Below are 16,100 nucleotides of genomic sequence, written 5' to 3'. Positions count from 1 at the left end.
GGGATCAGATGACCGGGCACGCAAATGGCTGCGTGTACGACCGAAAAAAGGAATTTCGAGATGACTGATCAAGAGAAATTATCGGCACCGCTAACGCCTGCCGATGCCCCGGCCAATCCTGCGACAGGCAGTGGTCTCCAGATACGCGAGGTCACCAACGGTAGAGGTGATTTCATACAGGACGGCGGCATCAGCTACGACAGCAATCTGACAATCAGCGGCTCGGCCTCTCCGAGAGAATATGTTGAGATATGGGATTGGGGGCAACCCGTTACCTCGGCTTATGCTGATCTGCAAGGCCTCTTCATCGCCAAACTGCCCGCACAGCTGCCCGGGCCGCATTCGTACACAGCGACCAATGTTGGCGGGGACATTTCGCCGCCATGGACAGTCATCGTCGAGGGAGTGACCGCGCCGGTAATTGAATCGGTATACGGACCTGACGGAGAGCCCGTCAACGATGGTGAAAGAACATTTCACAACGAACTGAACTTCATCGGCTCGGGCGTGCCTGGTCGAAGAGTGGATCTGTTGAACAACGGCAAGGTGATCAAGCTTCTGAACATCGACCCAAACGGGCACTGGAGCGCCAGACTCGAAGACCTTAAACCAGGCACGCAAGTCTTTGTCGCAAGGGACCTCACTGGGCTCGAATCGCCGTCATGGCGGGTTGTGGTAACCAAACCGAGTGTGCTGGCAATCAAGTTCGTCATCGGTCAGGAGCAGTTTCAGGAGATCGAGAATCAAGGCATCACGACTGATAGAGCTGTCACTGTTGTCGGTACGGGTATCCCTCGCGAGACGGGGTGGATTGTTGACTACAACAACAATCTTGTCCCCTTCGCAGTCGATGAACACGGTGTCTACAGCGCGACCATCACGGATCTGGCCGTTAATCATGTGCATACTTTGCGCTGTAAATCCGCGACGGGGCGACTGTCTGCACCTTGGGCGATCAGAGTCGTTTCGTCGAAGCTCTAAGCGTCGTTCACTGCATCAGCGCTGAGGTAATCAGAGATCCACGACGCCACGGCGCCGTGGATCTGTTTCAGGGTGATCGCCACGGATTGGCAACGCACGATCGTTCTCAAGCAATCGCATCCCGAGACCTTGATCTTCCCTGAAACATCCGGCAACTTTCGCGCTTCTTAATAAAAGGAGCAGCCGATGTCCGGTTCAATGGCCCAGGCGTTCGCGCACAACTTCTTAGGGCAGTCGCCACGCTGGTACAAGGCGACCATTGTCGGTTTCCTCATTCTCAATGCCGTGGTGCTGTTCACCGTCGGCCCGGTCGCGGCGGGCTGGCTGTTGGTAATCGAGTTCATCTTCACCCTGGCCATGGCGCTCAAGTGCTATCCGTTGATGCCGGGCGGCCTGTTGTTGATTGAAGCGCTGTTGCTGAAGATGACCACGCCGCAAGCGCTGTACGACGAGTTGCTGCACAACTTCCCCGTGATCCTGCTGCTGATGTTCATGGTGGCCGGTATTTACTTCATGAAGGATCTGCTGCTGTTTCTGTTTTCGCGGCTGCTGCTGGGCGTGCGCTCGAAAGCCATCCTGGCGTTGATGTTCTGCTTTTTATCGGCATTCCTCTCGGCGTTTCTTGATGCGTTGACCGTGACGGCGGTGATCATCAGTGCGGCGGTGGGTTTTTATTCGGTCTATCACCGGGTCGCCTCGGGCAATGATCCGCGTCAGGACAGCGAGTTCAGTGACGACGGCCACCTGCCGACGCTGCACCACGAAGACCTCAATCAATTTCGCGCTTTCCTGCGCAGTCTGTTGATGCACGGCGCAGTCGGCACTGCGCTCGGTGGCGTCTGCACGTTGGTTGGCGAGCCGCAGAACCTGCTGATCGGCCATGAGATGGGCTGGCATTTTGGCGAGTTCTTCCAGAAGATCGCCCCGGTATCGCTGCCGGTGCTGGCGGCCGGTCTTGTGACCTGTGTGTTGCTGGAGAAACTGCGCTGGTTCGGATATGGCACGCTGCTGCCGGATAACGTGCGCGCCGTGCTGGCCAACTATGCTGCCCAGGACGATGCCGAACGTACGCCCCGGCAGACCGCAGCGCTATTGGTGCAGGGGGCGGCGGCGCTGATTCTGATTGGATGCCTGGCGTTCCATCTCGCCGAAGTCGGGCTCATCGGTTTGATGGTGATTGTCTTGATTACTGCGTTCAGCGGGATCACTGACGAACATCGCTTGGGCAGCGCGTTCAAGGATGCGATGCCGTTTACCGCACTGCTGGTGGTGTTTTTTGCCGTGGTAGCGGTGATTCATGATCAGCAACTGTTCGCCCCGCTGATCCAGTGGGTGCTGGCGTTACCGGTGGATCAACAGCCGGGGATGTTGTTCATCGCCAACGGTCTGCTCTCGGCGATCAGCGACAACGTATTTGTCGCGACCATTTACATCACCGAAGTGAAACAGGCATTTCTTGCCGGACACATGAGTCGCGAGCATTTCGAGACATTGGCGATTGCGATCAACACCGGGACCAATCTGCCGAGTGTGGCGACGCCGAACGGTCAGGCCGCGTTTTTGTTCCTGCTGACCTCGGCGATCGCCCCGCTGGTGCGTTTGTCCTACGGGCGCATGGTGTGGATGGCCCTGCCCTACACCGTGGTGATGGGCTTGCTGGGCTGGTATGCGGTGAGCTACTGGCTGTAACTGACACTGCAAACCCCATGTAGGAGTGAGCCTGCTCGCGATAGCGGTGTGTCAGCCACCATTTCGTTTGCTGATACGCCGCCATCGCGAGCAGGCTCACTCCTACAGTTTTTTCTGTGTGAATCAGCGCGGGAGAATGTACTTTTCGATCGCCAAAGCCACGCCGTCTTCGGTGTTCGGCGCGGTGACGACGTCGGCCTGGCGCTTGACCGCTTCTTCGGCCTGCCCCATGGCAATCGACAACCCGGCGCATTTGAACATCGCCGGGTCGTTGCCGCCGTCGCCGATGACCGCCGTTTGCTCCAGCGGCACGCCGAGGTATTCGGCAATCGCCGTCAGCGCGGTGCCCTTGTTGGCCTCCAGCGCGGTGACGTCGAGATACACCGGTTGCGAGCGCGACACCTGGGCCATGCCGTTGACCTTCGGCAACAGCTGCGCCTCCAGTTCGATCAACAACTGAGTGTTATTGCTGGTGGCGACGATCTTGTCGATCCGCTGCAGATACGGTTCGAAACTCTCCACCACCACCGGCGGATAGCCGAGGCCACTCTGTTCACGTGGGACCATCGGCCCGTGCGGGTCCTTGAGCAGCCAGTCGCCGCCGCTGAACACCCAGACTTCCACGTCCGGCTGATCGGCAAACAGTGCCAGTGCGATCAGCGCCGTGGTTACCGGCAAATAATGCGCGGCCAACAGCGTGCCGTCCGGTTTGACGATGGTGCCGCCATTGAATGCCGCTGTCGGCAGATCAACGCCCAGCGCCTCGATCTGCTGCAGCATGGCTTTGGGTGGACGCCCGCTGGCGAGGCTGAACAGCACGCCGGCCTCGCGCAATGAGCGCACGGCGGCAATGGTGCGTTGGCTCAGCGTGTGATCCGGCAGCAACAAGGTGCCGTCCATGTCGCTGAGCAGAAAACTGATGGGTTGTTTCGTCAAGTCACTCATCCCAGACCATGCCAGACGCGGCCATCGCGAGTCAGGAGATCTTCGGCTGCTTGCGGGCCATCGTCGCCGGCCGCATACAACTCGACGCTGGCGTCCTGCTGCCAGGCATCAAGGAATGGCTGCACGGCTCTCCAACCGTTCTCGATGTTGTCGGCGCGCTGGAACAGCGTCTGATCGCCGGTCAGGCAGTCGTAGATCAAGGTTTCATAACCGGTCGAAGGCTGCATCTCGAAGAAATCCTTGTAGGCAAAACCCAGCTCGATATTGGCCATGTTCAACGCCGGCCCCGGCCGCTTGGCCAGCAGGTCGAACCACATGCCTTCATTCGGCTGGATCTGGATGCGCAGGTAGGTCGGCTGCAGCTCGTCGACCTCTGTGTCGCGGAACTGCGCATACGGCGCCGGTTTGAAGCAGATGACAATCTCGGTGTCGCGCACGCTCATGCGCTTGCCGGTGCGCAGGTAGAACGGCACGCCCACCCAACGCCAGTTGTCGATCATCACCTTCAGCGCCACGTAGGTTTCGGTGCTGCTGTCGGGCGAGACGTTGGCTTCCTGGCGATAACCGTTCAACGGCTTGCCGTCGCGCTCGCCCGCCGTGTATTGGCCACGTACCGAGTTGGCACGCGCTTCGTCGGTGGTCCAGGGACGAATCGCCCCCACTACCTTGGCCTTCTCACCCCGCACCGCATCGGCGCCAAACGCAGCTGGCGGTTCCATGGCCACCATGGCGAGCAGCTGGAACAGATGATTGGGCACCATGTCGCGCAACGCGCCGGTGTGTTCGTAAAAACTGCCACGGGTTTCGACGCCGACGGTTTCCGCCGCCGTGATCTGCACGTGGTCGATGTAATGGTTGTTCCAGAACGCTTCGAACAGGCTGTTGGAGAACCGGCTGACAAGAATGTTCTGCACGGTTTCCTTGCCCAGGTAATGGTCGATCCGGTAGATCTGCTTCTCGCTCATGACCTTGAGCAGGCACGCGTTCAAGGCTTCGGCGGTCTGCAGATCGGAGCCGAACGGCTTTTCGATCACCACCCTTCTGAACGCTTCGGGAGTTTCTTCAAGCAAACCGGCGCTGCCGAGCCGGCGCACCACTTCACTGAAGAAACGAGGCGCGGTGGCCAGGTAGAACACCGCATTGCCGGTGCCGCTGTCGGCGATTTTCGCCGCCAGGGCTGAATAAGTGCTGTCGTCCAGGAAGTCGCCCTGGACGTAGCTGATACCTTTGGCGAGCTTGGCCCACAAGGCCGGATCAAGCATCTGATCGCCGTTGCCGACCTTCGCCGCGACTTCGGTACGGATGAAGTCTTCGAGCTTCTGCGCGAAGGCTTCATCAGTAATGGCGTTGTGGTCAACGCCGACGATCCGCAGATTGTCGTCGAGCAGGCCGTCGCGACTGAGGTTGTACAGCGCCGGCATCAGCAAGCGCTTGACCAGGTCGCCGTGGGCACCGAACAGAAACAGCGTGGTCGGTGGTGCGGGTTCTGCCTTGGATTTTCTGCGGATCGTACGGGTCATTTTTTCGCTGTCTCCACGTGGCCGCCGAAGCCGAAGCGTTGTGCCGACAGGATCTTGTCACCGAAGGTGCCCTGCCCGCGCGAGCGGTAACGGGAGAACAGCGAGTTGGACAGCACCGGCACCGGCACCGCTTGCTCCATGGCCGCCTCGATGGTCCATTGGCCTTCGCCGCTGTCGGCTACCGAGCCGGAGAAGCCGTCGAGCTTCGGATCGCTGGCCAGCGCATCGGCGGTCAGGTCGAGCAGCCACGAAGACACCACGCTGCCACGACGCCAGACTTCCGCGATGTCGGCCACGTTCAGGTCGAAACGCTGATCTTCCGGCAAACGTTCGCTGGATTTGGTCTTGAGAATGTCGAAGCCTTCGGCGAACGCGGCCATCATGCCGTACTCGATGCCGTTGTGAATCATCTTGACGAAGTGCCCGGCACCGGCAGGACCGGCATGGATGTAGCCGTGCTCGGCGCGGTGGTCATCGGACTTGCGATCCTTGGTGCGCGGGATGTCGCCCATGCCCGGCGCCAGTGCGGCAAACAGCGGGTCGAGGCGCTGCACGGTTTCGGCGTCGCCGCCGATCATCATGCAATAGCCGCGTTCCAGGCCCCAGACGCCGCCGGAGGTACCGACGTCGATGTAGTGCAGGCCTTTCTCGTTGAGAGTCTTGGCCCGACGAATGTCATCCTTGTAGTTGGTGTTGCCGCCGTCGATGATGGTATCGCCGGGTTCGAGCAGTTCGCTCAGGGTGTTGATGGTGTCTTCGGTCGGCGCGCCGGCCGGCAACATGACCCAGACAGCGCGTGGCTTGTCGAGGCCGGCAACCAGGGCCGGCAAGTCGGCGACGCCGGTGGAGCCCTCGGCGATCAGGTTATCGATGAAAGCGGTATTGCGGTCGTAAACAACGGTGGTGTGCCCGTTGAGCATCAGACGTCGCGCAATATTGCCGCCCATGCGGCCCAGTCCAATAATCCCGAGTTGCATGTGCTGATGCTCCTTACTACAAATAAATGTGTGTCATTGGTTATAGCCCAACGCGACTGATGGAGGTTAGTCCAGAGCGTTGCGATGAAGTTTCCGGGCATTGTGCCCGATCCAGAGTGATAACGCCCCGAATCCTGCCGAAGACACACCGACCATGAAAAATAAAAAAGTTCCCTTCTTGGGCAAAAGAAATCAAAATTGGCGCCGATAGTAAGTCAAGCGCCTCGGAACGAGGAGTGACTTACAGTTGATGCACGCCATTTGCGAGGTGAGCAATGGGCACAGTACACACAGCAATGCCGCCACAAACCCTCTACGTTACGATCCGTCGCGACGAATTGCGCGAGTTGAAAGACGAGCGCGACCTGTTGAAGCACGAATTGGCGCAATTGCGCGCACTGACCCAGGGCTCGCAGCCGCAACCACGCCCGGTTGTGCAGCGCGCGCGCCACGCCTGACCCCCGCCTGCTTCGGGAACGGCACCCGTCGTTCCCGACACACTGCACCTCTGACCGCTTGATGCCAGATAAAAGCGGCGCTTAACAAATCTTTCACATTGCCTTGGGGATACTCCGCCCCATTCTGGCCGTACCTGCGTGTACGGCCTCTGTTCGTCGGTGTCATGGAAGCTTTCCGGCGTGGGTTTGATGATTGAGCTGGAGCGCTGAATGGCATTGTTCAAACGCAGCAAAACGACTGCGACCGGTTTCGACTGGGCCGGATTCATCTGGCTGTTCGTTTTCTTCTGGTACTTCTCGGGTATCACCCAACTGCTGATCCAACTGACCGGCACATCCGGCTTCACCGGATTCCGTCAGGCCTTCGTGATGAGCGCGCTGTGGCTGGCGCCGATGTTGCTGTTCCCCAGACAGACTCGCCTGCTCGCGGCGATCATCGGCGTGGTGCTGTGGGCCTGCTCGATGGCCAGCCTTGGTTACTTCTTCATCTATCAGCAGGAATTCTCGCAGAGCGTCATCTTCATCATGTTCGAGTCGAACGTGTCGGAAGCCGGCGAGTACATGACGCAGTATTTCGCCTGGTGGATGATCCCGGCGTTCCTCGCCCATACCGCATTCGCTTACTTTTTATGGACGCGCCTGCGCCCGGTGTACATGCCACGTGGTCGCGCCCTGGTAGCGGCGACGGCAATCGTCATCGCCGTGGTCGGCTATCCGCTGGTCAAGCAAACCCTGCGCATGGGCACCTTCGCCCAAGGCTTCGAGAAATTCGAAACCCGCATCGAGCCAGCGGTGCCATGGCAGATGGCCGTGGCGTATCACCGCTATCAGGAAACCCTCGCCGACATGCAGGGCATGCTCGACAGCGCGAGCCAGATCCCGCCGCTGAAAAACCTCAAGGACGCCTCGGCCGGGCAGCCGGCGACCCTGGTGCTGGTCATCGGTGAATCGACCAACCGTCAGCGCATGAGTCTCTACGGTTATCCGCGCAGCACCACGCCGGAACTGGACAAGCTCAAGGATCAACTGGCGATCTTCGACAACGTCATCACCCCGCGCCCCTACACCATCGAAGCGTTGCAGCAGGTGCTGACCTTCGCCGATGAGCAGAATCCGGATCTGTACCTGTCGACGCCATCGCTGGTCAGCGTGATGAAACAGGCGGGTTACAAGACCTTCTGGATCACCAACCAGCAGACCATGACCAAGCGCAACACCATGCTCACGACCTTCTCCGAACAGGCCGACGAACAGGTGTACCTGAACAACAACCGCAACCAGAACGCTGCGCAGTACGACGGCGACGTCATCGAGCCGTTCAACAAGGCGCTGGCCGATGCGGCGCCCCGCAAGCTGATCGTCGTGCACCTGCTCGGTACGCACATGAGCTACCAGTACCGTTATCCGCCAACCTTCGACAAGTTTCACGATCGCCAGGGCGTACCCGCCGGCGTGCGTGACGATCAACTGCCGACCTACAACAGCTACGACAACGCCGTGCTGTACAACGACTTCGTGGTGTCGAGCCTGATCAAGGATTACGCCAAATCCGATCCGAACGGCTTCTTGCTGTACCTGTCCGACCACGGCGAAGACGTCTTCGACTCGGCTGGCCACAGCACCCTGGGCCGCAACGAAAACAAACCGACCGCGCCGATGTACACCATCCCGTTCATGGCCTGGGCGTCGCCAAAGTGGAAGGAAAACCACGACTGGAACTTCGCCGGCGACCTCAGCCGCCCGTACAGCAGCTCGCAGTTCATCCACACCTGGGCCGATCTGGCCGGGTTAAGCTCAGATGAACTGGATCGCAGCAAGAGCCTGGTCAGCGACAGCTTCGTGCCGCGCAAGCTGTTGATTGGCGATCCGTACCAGACGGCGAAACGCGCGTTGATTGACTTCAGTTTGATGAAGCCGAAGAAACCCGAAACGACTATCGCGGACGCGGTGGAGCGGTAACATCGCGTCGGGATTTGCAGGTATGAGAGTCATTGAACAGCTCCCGGCCTGATCCCTTGAAAAGCTCTGTGTCGAAAGATGCAGGGCTTTTTTTGTTCAAGGGCCCGGAGTCTGTCAGCTATCTCCCCGCAACACGCTGCAAAACCTTCACCGAACGAGCGTTAACCCCGCGTTAATTCCGGACTCCCAGACTCTCTTCCGAGATCTGCTCATGGATGAACGGCTCCACTTGTTCAGTAGGAGGCACCATGAAAATCACTACCGCAATGCTTGCCGGGCTGTTTGCCCTGGGTTCTGCCAGCGTTTTCGCCGAAGGCGGCGCTGAGCGCATGCGTTATTACTACGACAATTTCCCGGTCCAGCACGCCCAGAGCGAGCAGAAGAGCGACGCCAATGCGAAAGAAATTCGCGTGCCCGCTGACCAGACGGCGCAGGTGACCGAGGCTTATCGCGACTGAGTTTTACCGAGCAACCGATGGACCTTCCGTGGCTCCGCTCTGGCCCGGGAGATGACAGTTGAGGCGCCCTGCCTGGGGCGCCTTTTTTTTGGGTATGCGGTTCGATGTTCGACGTTGAAGTTGCGGTGAATTCGCCCCTCACCCCAGCCCTCTCCCGAGGGAGAGGGAGCGGATCTGCGTGGTTTTCATGATCGGGTTCGGCTCGATACTTGGGCGGACAATCGGAAGTTTGAAGATCAAGATCAAGAGATCGCAGCCTCGTTGCACTCGTCAGCTCCTACGATCCGATACGTGTAGAAGCTGACGAGTGCAACGAGGCTGCGATCTTTTGCGGTCAGTGCCCCCAGATCAACTCTTCAGTCCAGCCCAATTCGGCAAAATCTTCGGCACGCAGTGCACGCTCGCCGACACAGAAAAACTCATCCAGCTGCGGTGGCTTGACCGTCGTGCCGCTGAGCATCGCATGCACCTGCCCGCGATGGTGGATCTGGTGTTCGAACAGGTGCGAAAGCATGCGCAAGCGGCTGTCGTGTTGCGGTGTTTCGCGGGCGATGGTGACGATTCGCGGCAGATCGGCATCGCGCAGTTGTTCGCAATAAGCGATCAGCCGACGGTCGACGCGAGCCTGTTCTTCACGCAGCGCGGTGGCGTCGGTAAGCGGCTCGTCTTCGTTGAAGAACACGTAGCAATCCGGGTGCGGCTCGTCACCACGCAATTCGCGCTCCAGCGCGTCGACGTAGAACCAGTCGCAAGTGAGGATGTGGTTGAGGGTCAGGCGGATGCCGGGGAAGAAGCTCACTCTTGGCGCGGCCAGTTCGGCCGCGTCGAGCTGGCTCCAGGCTTTGGCAAGTCGATGATTGGCCCAGGCATTCTGGTAGGCCATGGTCAGCAAATGATGGGACAGCGGTTGGCTCATGTCGGCGCCCTCTTCGTTCAAGCTTCGGCGAAACGCTGCAACTGCATCTCCTGCAAACGGCTGAGCGTGCGGCGGAACGGGAATTCCAGATAGCCCTCGGTGTACAGCGCGTCCATCGGCACGCTGGCCTCGACGTACAGCGGCACTTTGCGGTCGTAGCATTCGTCGACCAGCGCGATAAAACGGCGTACGCCGTCGTCATGCACCGACAACTGTGGCAGCTCGCGGTCGCCGGCCACCACACGTTGCGCGCCATCTTCGGTGCCGCGCGCGATGCGCCCCTCACGTTTCTGTGCGCTCAGATTCGGCACTTCGCTCAACAGAATAGCCCGGTAGCGATCACACAGCGCGATGAAGTCCATGGCGGCGAAAGGTTGTTCGCACAGATCACGGTAACGGCACCACAGCACGGATTCGCTGGCCTGCACCACGTTCAGCATGCGATGACCCACGGCGACAGGCTCGTCAGTGCAGATTTCACTGGAAACCAGTGATTTGAACACGCCATCCAGCGCACTCGGCGAATCGGTTGCGCTGACAAAATAGCGCTGTTCGATCGCCCCCGGATGCAGGCGATGATCCTCGGCGCCATTCACCGCCACCACCTGCATATGCGCTTTGATCGCCGTAATCGCCGGGGTGAAGCGATCGCGGTTGAAGCCGTCGGCGTACAGATCATCCGGCGGCAGATTGGACGTGCAAACGATCACCACGCCTTCGTCGAACATCACCTGAAAAAGTCGCCCGAGAATGATCGCGTCGCCGATGTCATTGACGAACAGTTCATCGAAACACAGCACGCGCACTTCGCCAGCCAGTTCTTTGGCCAGGGCACGCAGCGGATCGGCGATGCCGCTCAGTTGAAAAGAACGCTGATGCACCCAGCCCATGAAGTGATGAAAGTGCTGACGCCGGGCCGGCACCCGCAGGGTCTGATAGAACTGATCCATCAGCCAGGTCTTGCCGCGCCCGACCGGCCCCCACAGGTACACGCCACTGACCGAACGGGCACCGGCGTGCAAGGCTTCGTGGCATTTTTGCAAGGCCCAGACTGCGTGTTCCTGGGCTTCATCCTGGATGAAACCCTTGTGGTCAACGGCGTATTGCCAGGCACTGAGGGGGGAGTCGAAAGTCATGCGCGGGAGTATGCCATGGGCGGTTTTCCATTGCTGGTCGAGGCACGCGAATGATCCGCGTGTGGGAGCGAGCCTGCTCGCGAAGGCGTCGTGTCAGCCGATACAAATATTCACTGATACACCGCTTTCGCGAGCAGGCTCGCTCCCACAGAGCAGTAAAACCTGACCTTTCAGGCAGTTATTGCTCGTTGCCCTCGCCGTCCGCTTGCGGCATTCTGCGCACCCATTTTCTGACCCGGCCCCGCCTCGCGGCGCGCACCTGACCATGACCGCCTCCGATAAAGCCCCGCGCAACAACGACCTGATTTACGGCCTCAACGACCGTCCGCACCTGACCGCCACCGTGTTCGCCGCGTTGCAACACGTACTGGCGAGCTTCGTCGGCATCATCACCCCGACCCTGATCATGGGCGGCGCCCTCGGTCTGCACAGTGAAATCCCTTACCTGATCAGCATGGCGCTGTTCGTTTCCGGGCTCGGCACATTCGTCCAGGCCAAGCGTTTCGGCCCGGTCGGTTCGGGTCTGCTGTGTCTGCAAGGCACCAGTTTTTCCTTTATCAGTGTGATTCTCAGCGCCGGGTTCATGGTCAAGGCGCGCGGCGGCGGCACTGATGAAATCCTGTCGACGATCTTCGGTGTGTGCTTTTTCGCCGCGTTCATCGAAGTGGTACTCAGCCAGTTCATCGGCAAGCTGCGCATGCTGATCACTCCGGTGGTGACCGGCACGATCATCACCCTGATGGGCCTGTCGCTGATCAAAGTGGCAATGACTGATATCGCCGGCGGTTTCGGCGCGCCGGATCTGGGCGCGGCCAGCCATATCTTTCTCGCAGCGTTGGTGATCGGCACGATCGTCGTCCTGAACCGGGTCGACGTGCCCTTTCTGCGCCTGGGCGCGATCGTCATCGGCCTGACCCTCGGCTACGTCGTGGCCTGGCTGATGGGCACGGTGGATTTCGCTGCGATGCCCGAAGTGCCGCTGGTCAGCGTGCCGGTGCCGTTCAAGTACGGTTTCAACTTCGATTGGGTAGCGTTCGTGCCGGTGGCGGTGATTTTCCTGGTATCTCCGCTGGAGGCGGCCGGCGACCTGACCGCCAACTCGATGATCTCGCGGCAACCGGTCAAAGGCCCGTTGTACATCCGCCGGATCAAATCCGGCCTGCTCGCTGACGGCCTCAACTCGGCCATGGCGGCGGTGTTCAACAGCATGCCGATGGTGACCTTCGCGCAGAACAACGGCGTGATCCAGTTGACCGGCGTGGCCAGCCGTTATGTGGCGTTTTTCATCGCCGGCCTGCTGGTGTTGCTCGGCTTGTTCCCGATGATCGGCGCGGTGCTGCAACTGATGCCGAAACCGGTGCTCGGCGGCGCTGAGCTGGTGATGTTCGGCACCGTCGCCGTGGCCGGGATCAAGATCCTCGCCGAGGCCGGCCTGCATCGACGCAACATGTTGATCGTGGCGATATCGCTGGGCATGGGCCTCGGCATCGCCGCCGTACCGGAAGTGCTGCGCGAGCTGCCGCAAGCGCTGCGCAACATCTTCGAATCGCCGATCACCGTCGGCGCCTTGTGCGCTATCGTGCTGAACATCTTTCTGCCGGAAGAATTCATTGAGCTGGAAGAAGATGATTTCGACCCGGAAGCATCGATTCTGCAGCTCATGGAAAACCCCGACGTCACCGCCAAAGCTGAACCCGGTCAACCGGCGGCTGTCGCACAATTGAACCGCTGACGTCGAGCCTTGAAAAAAAGGGCTGCACCGGCAACGGTTCAGCCCTTTTTTGTCGAGAGATTTTTATGCGCCGCGTCCACGCCGTCATCCTGTCGCTCCTGCTGCTGTCGCTCAGTGCCTGCGCGCTGTTTCCCAACCGCGATCCGGTGAACATCAACGTGGTCGGCCTCGAACCGTTGCCGAGCCAGGAACTGGAAGTGCGCTTTGCCATCAAGCTGCGGGTGCAAAATCCCAATGAGACGGCGATCGACTACAACGGCATCGCCCTGGATCTGGAGGTCAATGGTCATTCGCTGGCTTCCGGTGTGAGCGATCAGAGCGGTTCGATCCCGCGTTTCTCTGAAGCGATTGTCACGGTGCCGGTCAGCGTCTCGGCGTTCTCGTTCCTGCGCCAGACCCTCGGCCTGAGCCAGACGCAAAGCCTCGATAACCTGCCCTACGTGCTGCGCGGCAAACTGGCCGGCGGGGTGTTTGGCACGATGCGCTTTACCGACAGCGGCAAGTTGAGTCTGCCCAAGGCAAGTGCTGCGACCTGGTAGTCAGCCGCTACACAGCCCCTTTGTAGGAGTGAGCCTGCTCGCGATAGCGGTCTGTCAGATAAACATGCATTGCCTGAAACACCGCTATCGCGAGCAGGCTCACTCCTACAAGGGATTTTTGCCAGTCCGGGGTTATGTGTTGAACCGCACCCCCGGCTTCGCGCGTTCATCGACGGTCAACTCGAACACATCCGGCCGCGCATAGTGGCCGACCACATCGTAGTCATACCGCGCACGGATCAGTTCATCGGTATCGATTTCAGCCGTGAGCAATCCTGCCTCGCCACGCAACGGCCCTGCCAGCACATCGCCCATCGGCCCGACGATCACGCTGCCGCCGGCAATCAACGGCCGATCATTCGGCCAGTTGGCAATCTCGACGCCCAACTCATTCGGCGAGGCCTGCACCTGACAAGCGCTGACCACAAAGCAACGGCCTTCGTGGGCGATGTGGCGCATGCTGACCTGCCACATCTCGCGCTCGTCCACGGTAGGTGCGCACCAGACTTCGACGCCTTTGGCATACATCGCCGTGCGCAGCAGCGGCATCATGTTTTCCCAGCACACCACCGCGCCGAGGTTGCCGACCTGTGTGTCGAACACCGGCAAGGTCGAGCCATCACCCTTGCCCCAGATCAGCCGCTCGGTGCCGGTGGGCATGAGTTTGCGGTGCTTGCCGATCAACCCTGCCTGCGGGTCGAAATACAGCACCGTGCAATATAGAGTGCTGCTGGCGCGCTCGATGACACCGATCACCAGATTGGCCCCGGTGCGCGCCGACAATCCGGCCAGCGCCTCGGTTTCGGCACCGGGCACATCGATGGCGTTGGCAAAATAACGTGCGAAGGCCTCACGCCCTTCAGGTAAGCGATAGCCCAGCTGCGTGCCGAAACCCTCGCCTTTCGGATAGCCCCCGAGCAAGGCTTCGGGCATCACCACCAGCGCCGCGCCGGATTCGATGATCGCGCTCTCCCAGCCAAGGATTTGTTCGAGGGTTTCGCCTTTGCCACCGGGCAAGGCGCCGATCTGCAGCGCGGCAACAATCGATTTGGGCATGCTGTTTACTCCATCAGGTTCAGGTGTTGCCGATTCTCCAGCGTCACGCGATCATGAATAAAGCCCTGTCCGCTGCTGAATGATATGAGCCAAATGAATATCGCCGACGTCGACCTCAACCTGCTGAAAGTCTTTGAAGCGCTGCACGAAGAGTCCAGCGCCAGCCGCGCCGCCCTGCGCCTTGGCGTCACGCAATCGGCGGTAAGTGCCGCGTTGCGCCGCTTGCGCGAGGTCTATGGCGATCAGTTGTTCGTGCGCACCGGGCGCGGTCTGGCGCCAACCCTGCAGGCCAACCAGCTGAAACCGGTGATCAGCGATGCGCTGAACAAATGCCGACAGAGCCTGGCCATGCTCGATCCGGCGGCCAATCACTATGACGGGCGCTCGGTGGCGATCGGTCTGTCAGATGATTTTGAAATTGCCTACGGGCGCCGCTTGATCGAGGAAATCGCTCGTCGCGCGCCGAAACTGCGGCTGATCTTTCGCCAGACCCACAGCCAGATCGTCGCCCGTGCGTTGATGGAACGCAGCATTGACCTGGCAATCACCGCCGGCGGGTTTGCCGAGCGTCTGCTCAGTCGTCAGGTATTGGCGGAAGGTGGCTACGCTTGCCTGGTCGATCCCGACAGTCTCGCGCCGGGCCAGCAGCAGATCGAGTTGCAGGAGTTCGTCGCCCGCGAGCACATTCTGGTGTCATCGGGTGGCTTTATCGGCATCACCGATGAAGGCTTGGCGGCCGTGGGATTGAGCCGCCGGGTCTGCGCCTCGACCACGCATTTTGCCGCGCTGCCCTTTCTGCTCAAGGGCAGTCAGGCGGTGGCGACCATTCCGGCCCACGCCGCGGCGAGCATCGCGGCACTGAGCGGGCTGGCATTGCTGCCCTGCCCCTTGGCCTTGCCGCGCTATCCGATCGAACTGGGCTGGCGCACCAGCACGCAGATCGATCCGGTGCTGGTGAAGGTTCGCGAGGCGATTGCCGCGACGTTCGGCCAGGCGTGACGCGGTTTACTTGTTGGCCGCCATCAGCCGATTGACTTCGCTGCGCACCATGTTGGCAAACTCCGGCGGCGACATGCCGTCCAGTTCGGCGCGAACCCACTCGGCCCATTTGCCCTTGCGCTTGGAGCGCTCGCCAAACAGACGCGCGGCTTCGCCCTTGGCTTTGCCCAGATTGTTCTGCCAGAGTTCGAACAGACGGGATTTCTCATCTTCCAGCGCTGCGCGCTCTGCGAGGGATTTGTCGGCCAGATTGAAACTCATGGGGATTTATCCTGCTGCGTAAAATGGCGACATCTTACACGCTCGGCGGAAACCTCCGGTGCAGGTTTTTCCCTTCGGTACGAATGACATGCAACTTTTCGTCGACCGCTACACTCCATTGGTCACTGTCCATTCAACTGCAAGGAGTCACCCAATGGCCCGTAAAACCGCCTCGCAAGCTGCCGAAGAGCAAATCAAGGATCAAGCTTTCAGCGAGCTTCAGGCTCTGATCGAAGAATCGGACAAACTGCTCAAGAGCAGCGCTTCACTGGTCGGCGAAGAAGCGGAAACGCTGCGTGCCCAGATCGCCCAGAAACTGCAGCAGGCGCTGGACTCGGTATCCAGCGTGCGCGACCGCACCAAACCCGCCGTTGAAGCTACCGAAAACTACATCGGCGGCCACCCATGGCAGACCGTGGCGATCTCCGCCGGTTTCGGCCTGGTGGTGGGCCTGCTGCTCGGTCGTCGCTGAGT

16 protein-coding genes are annotated in these 16,100 nt (G+C 60.1%); 9 read left to right on the top strand and 7 right to left on the bottom strand.

What is annotated here, in order from left to right:
• The first annotated feature begins 60 nt into the window (after window positions 1–60).
• Both LIS66_RS13305 and nhaB read left to right on the top strand, forming a co-directional pair.
• Complete coding sequence (locus LIS66_RS13305; protein ID WP_227972297.1) at window positions 61–981, top strand: hypothetical protein; 921 nt, start codon at window positions 61–63, stop codon at window positions 979–981.
• Between the two features lie 186 nt (window positions 982–1,167).
• Window positions 1,168–2,670 carry a sodium/proton antiporter NhaB gene (gene nhaB / locus LIS66_RS13300; RefSeq protein ID WP_227972296.1) on the top strand — a complete coding sequence of 501 codons (1,503 nt, stop codon included), beginning with the start codon at window positions 1,168–1,170 and terminating at the stop codon, window positions 2,668–2,670.
• 123 nt (window positions 2,671–2,793) lie between these two features.
• On the opposite strand, the gene LIS66_RS13295 is transcribed toward nhaB, so the two are convergent.
• The 3 genes from LIS66_RS13295 to gnd are packed head-to-tail and all read right to left on the bottom strand — an operon-like array spanning window position 2,794 to window position 6,112.
• Complete coding sequence (locus tag LIS66_RS13295) at window positions 2,794–3,615, bottom strand: HAD family hydrolase (protein WP_227972295.1); 822 nt, start codon at window positions 3,613–3,615, stop codon at window positions 2,794–2,796.
• Window positions 3,612–5,135, bottom strand: a complete 1,524-nt coding sequence (gene zwf, locus LIS66_RS13290) for a glucose-6-phosphate dehydrogenase (RefSeq protein WP_064362244.1) — start codon at window positions 5,133–5,135, stop codon at window positions 3,612–3,614. Before zwf ends, LIS66_RS13295 begins: the two co-directional genes overlap by 4 nt.
• Entirely contained in the window at window positions 5,132–6,112 is a 981-nt protein-coding gene (gene gnd / locus LIS66_RS13285) for a phosphogluconate dehydrogenase (NAD(+)-dependent, decarboxylating) (RefSeq protein WP_227972294.1), read from the bottom strand. Before gnd ends, zwf begins: the two co-directional genes overlap by 4 nt.
• A 275-nt stretch (window positions 6,113–6,387) precedes the next feature.
• On the opposite strand from gnd, the gene LIS66_RS13280 reads away from it, so the two are divergent.
• From LIS66_RS13280 to LIS66_RS13270, 3 genes are all read left to right on the top strand, one after another.
• Entirely contained in the window at window positions 6,388–6,570 is a 183-nt protein-coding gene (locus LIS66_RS13280; RefSeq protein WP_042609898.1) for a DUF6026 family protein, read from the top strand.
• Window positions 6,571–6,780: 210 nt separating this feature from the next.
• Window positions 6,781–8,529: a phosphoethanolamine transferase CptA gene (locus LIS66_RS13275; protein ID WP_083352753.1), complete on the top strand. Its 1,749-nt coding sequence runs from the start codon at window positions 6,781–6,783 to the stop codon at window positions 8,527–8,529.
• Between the two features lie 248 nt (window positions 8,530–8,777).
• The gene (locus LIS66_RS13270) at window positions 8,778–8,987 is read left to right on the top strand and encodes a hypothetical protein (RefSeq protein ID WP_064362234.1); all 210 of its coding nucleotides are present in this window, start codon (window positions 8,778–8,780) and stop codon (window positions 8,985–8,987) included.
• Between the two features lie 334 nt (window positions 8,988–9,321).
• Here LIS66_RS13270 and LIS66_RS13265 read toward each other — a convergent pair whose 3' ends face one another.
• On the bottom strand, window positions 9,322–9,903 hold the full coding sequence (locus LIS66_RS13265) for a DinB family protein (RefSeq protein ID WP_042609895.1): 582 nt from the start codon (window positions 9,901–9,903) through the stop codon (window positions 9,322–9,324).
• Between the two features lie 17 nt (window positions 9,904–9,920).
• Window positions 9,921–11,039, bottom strand: a complete 1,119-nt coding sequence (gene zapE, locus LIS66_RS13260; RefSeq protein ID WP_227972293.1) for a cell division protein ZapE — start codon at window positions 11,037–11,039, stop codon at window positions 9,921–9,923.
• Window positions 11,040–11,304: 265 nt separating this feature from the next.
• Here zapE and LIS66_RS13255 point away from each other — a divergent pair, with 265 nt between their 5' ends.
• Window positions 11,305–12,771, top strand: coding sequence for a nucleobase:cation symporter-2 family protein (locus tag LIS66_RS13255; RefSeq protein WP_227972292.1), 1,467 nt, complete (start codon window positions 11,305–11,307; stop codon window positions 12,769–12,771).
• A gap of 65 nt (window positions 12,772–12,836) precedes the next feature.
• A complete protein-coding gene (locus LIS66_RS13250) occupies window positions 12,837–13,310 on the top strand; it encodes an LEA type 2 family protein (protein ID WP_116658237.1) in 474 nt (157 codons plus the stop codon).
• Between the two features lie 132 nt (window positions 13,311–13,442).
• Here LIS66_RS13250 and LIS66_RS13245 read toward each other — a convergent pair whose 3' ends face one another.
• Window positions 13,443–14,366 carry a carbon-nitrogen hydrolase family protein gene (locus tag LIS66_RS13245; protein ID WP_227972291.1) on the bottom strand — a complete coding sequence of 308 codons (924 nt, stop codon included), beginning with the start codon at window positions 14,364–14,366 and terminating at the stop codon, window positions 13,443–13,445.
• A gap of 84 nt (window positions 14,367–14,450) precedes the next feature.
• Here LIS66_RS13245 and LIS66_RS13240 point away from each other — a divergent pair, with 84 nt between their 5' ends.
• A complete protein-coding gene (locus LIS66_RS13240) occupies window positions 14,451–15,365 on the top strand; it encodes a LysR family transcriptional regulator (protein WP_227974481.1) in 915 nt (304 codons plus the stop codon).
• Window positions 15,366–15,371: 6 nt separating this feature from the next.
• On the opposite strand, the gene LIS66_RS13235 is transcribed toward LIS66_RS13240, so the two are convergent.
• Window positions 15,372–15,626 carry a hypothetical protein gene (locus tag LIS66_RS13235; RefSeq protein ID WP_003224595.1) on the bottom strand — a complete coding sequence of 85 codons (255 nt, stop codon included), beginning with the start codon at window positions 15,624–15,626 and terminating at the stop codon, window positions 15,372–15,374.
• A gap of 154 nt (window positions 15,627–15,780) precedes the next feature.
• On the opposite strand from LIS66_RS13235, the gene LIS66_RS13230 reads away from it, so the two are divergent.
• Window positions 15,781–16,098: a DUF883 family protein gene (locus LIS66_RS13230; RefSeq protein ID WP_042609889.1), complete on the top strand. Its 318-nt coding sequence runs from the start codon at window positions 15,781–15,783 to the stop codon at window positions 16,096–16,098.
• The last annotated feature ends 2 nt before the right edge of the window (window positions 16,099–16,100 follow it).

This window comes from Pseudomonas sp. HN2 (genome assembly GCF_020736465.1).
GTDB classification, from domain to species: domain Bacteria; phylum Pseudomonadota; class Gammaproteobacteria; order Pseudomonadales; family Pseudomonadaceae; genus Aquipseudomonas; species Aquipseudomonas moraviensis_A.
The sequence above is the reverse complement of the archived record's forward strand: the minus strand, read 5'-3'. Positions and strand labels throughout refer to the sequence as shown.

Bases quoted from the DNA above. Each gene is read 5' to 3' on its own strand.
- zapE (WP_227972293.1), bottom strand. From the start codon at position 11,039: ATGACTTTCGACTCCCCCCTCAGTGCCTGGCAATACGCCGTTGACCAC.
- zwf (WP_064362244.1), bottom strand. From the start codon at position 5,135: ATGACCCGTACGATCCGCAGAAAATCCAAGGCAGAACCCGCACCACCG.
- LIS66_RS13265 (WP_042609895.1), bottom strand. From the start codon at position 9,903: ATGAGCCAACCGCTGTCCCATCATTTGCTGACCATGGCCTACCAGAAT.
- gnd (WP_227972294.1), bottom strand. From the start codon at position 6,112: ATGCAACTCGGGATTATTGGACTGGGCCGCATGGGCGGCAATATTGCG.
- LIS66_RS13250 (WP_116658237.1), top strand. From the start codon at position 12,837: ATGCGCCGCGTCCACGCCGTCATCCTGTCGCTCCTGCTGCTGTCGCTC.
- LIS66_RS13280 (WP_042609898.1), top strand. From the start codon at position 6,388: ATGGGCACAGTACACACAGCAATGCCGCCACAAACCCTCTACGTTACG.
- nhaB (WP_227972296.1), top strand. From the start codon at position 1,168: ATGTCCGGTTCAATGGCCCAGGCGTTCGCGCACAACTTCTTAGGGCAG.
- LIS66_RS13245 (WP_227972291.1), bottom strand. From the start codon at position 14,366: ATGCCCAAATCGATTGTTGCCGCGCTGCAGATCGGCGCCTTGCCCGGT.
- LIS66_RS13305 (WP_227972297.1), top strand. From the start codon at position 61: ATGACTGATCAAGAGAAATTATCGGCACCGCTAACGCCTGCCGATGCC.
- LIS66_RS13275 (WP_083352753.1), top strand. From the start codon at position 6,781: ATGGCATTGTTCAAACGCAGCAAAACGACTGCGACCGGTTTCGACTGG.
- LIS66_RS13270 (WP_064362234.1), top strand. From the start codon at position 8,778: ATGAAAATCACTACCGCAATGCTTGCCGGGCTGTTTGCCCTGGGTTCT.
- LIS66_RS13230 (WP_042609889.1), top strand. From the start codon at position 15,781: ATGGCCCGTAAAACCGCCTCGCAAGCTGCCGAAGAGCAAATCAAGGAT.
- LIS66_RS13235 (WP_003224595.1), bottom strand. From the start codon at position 15,626: ATGAGTTTCAATCTGGCCGACAAATCCCTCGCAGAGCGCGCAGCGCTG.
- LIS66_RS13255 (WP_227972292.1), top strand. From the start codon at position 11,305: ATGACCGCCTCCGATAAAGCCCCGCGCAACAACGACCTGATTTACGGC.
- LIS66_RS13240 (WP_227974481.1), top strand. From the start codon at position 14,451: ATGAGCCAAATGAATATCGCCGACGTCGACCTCAACCTGCTGAAAGTC.
- LIS66_RS13295 (WP_227972295.1), bottom strand. From the start codon at position 3,615: ATGAGTGACTTGACGAAACAACCCATCAGTTTTCTGCTCAGCGACATG.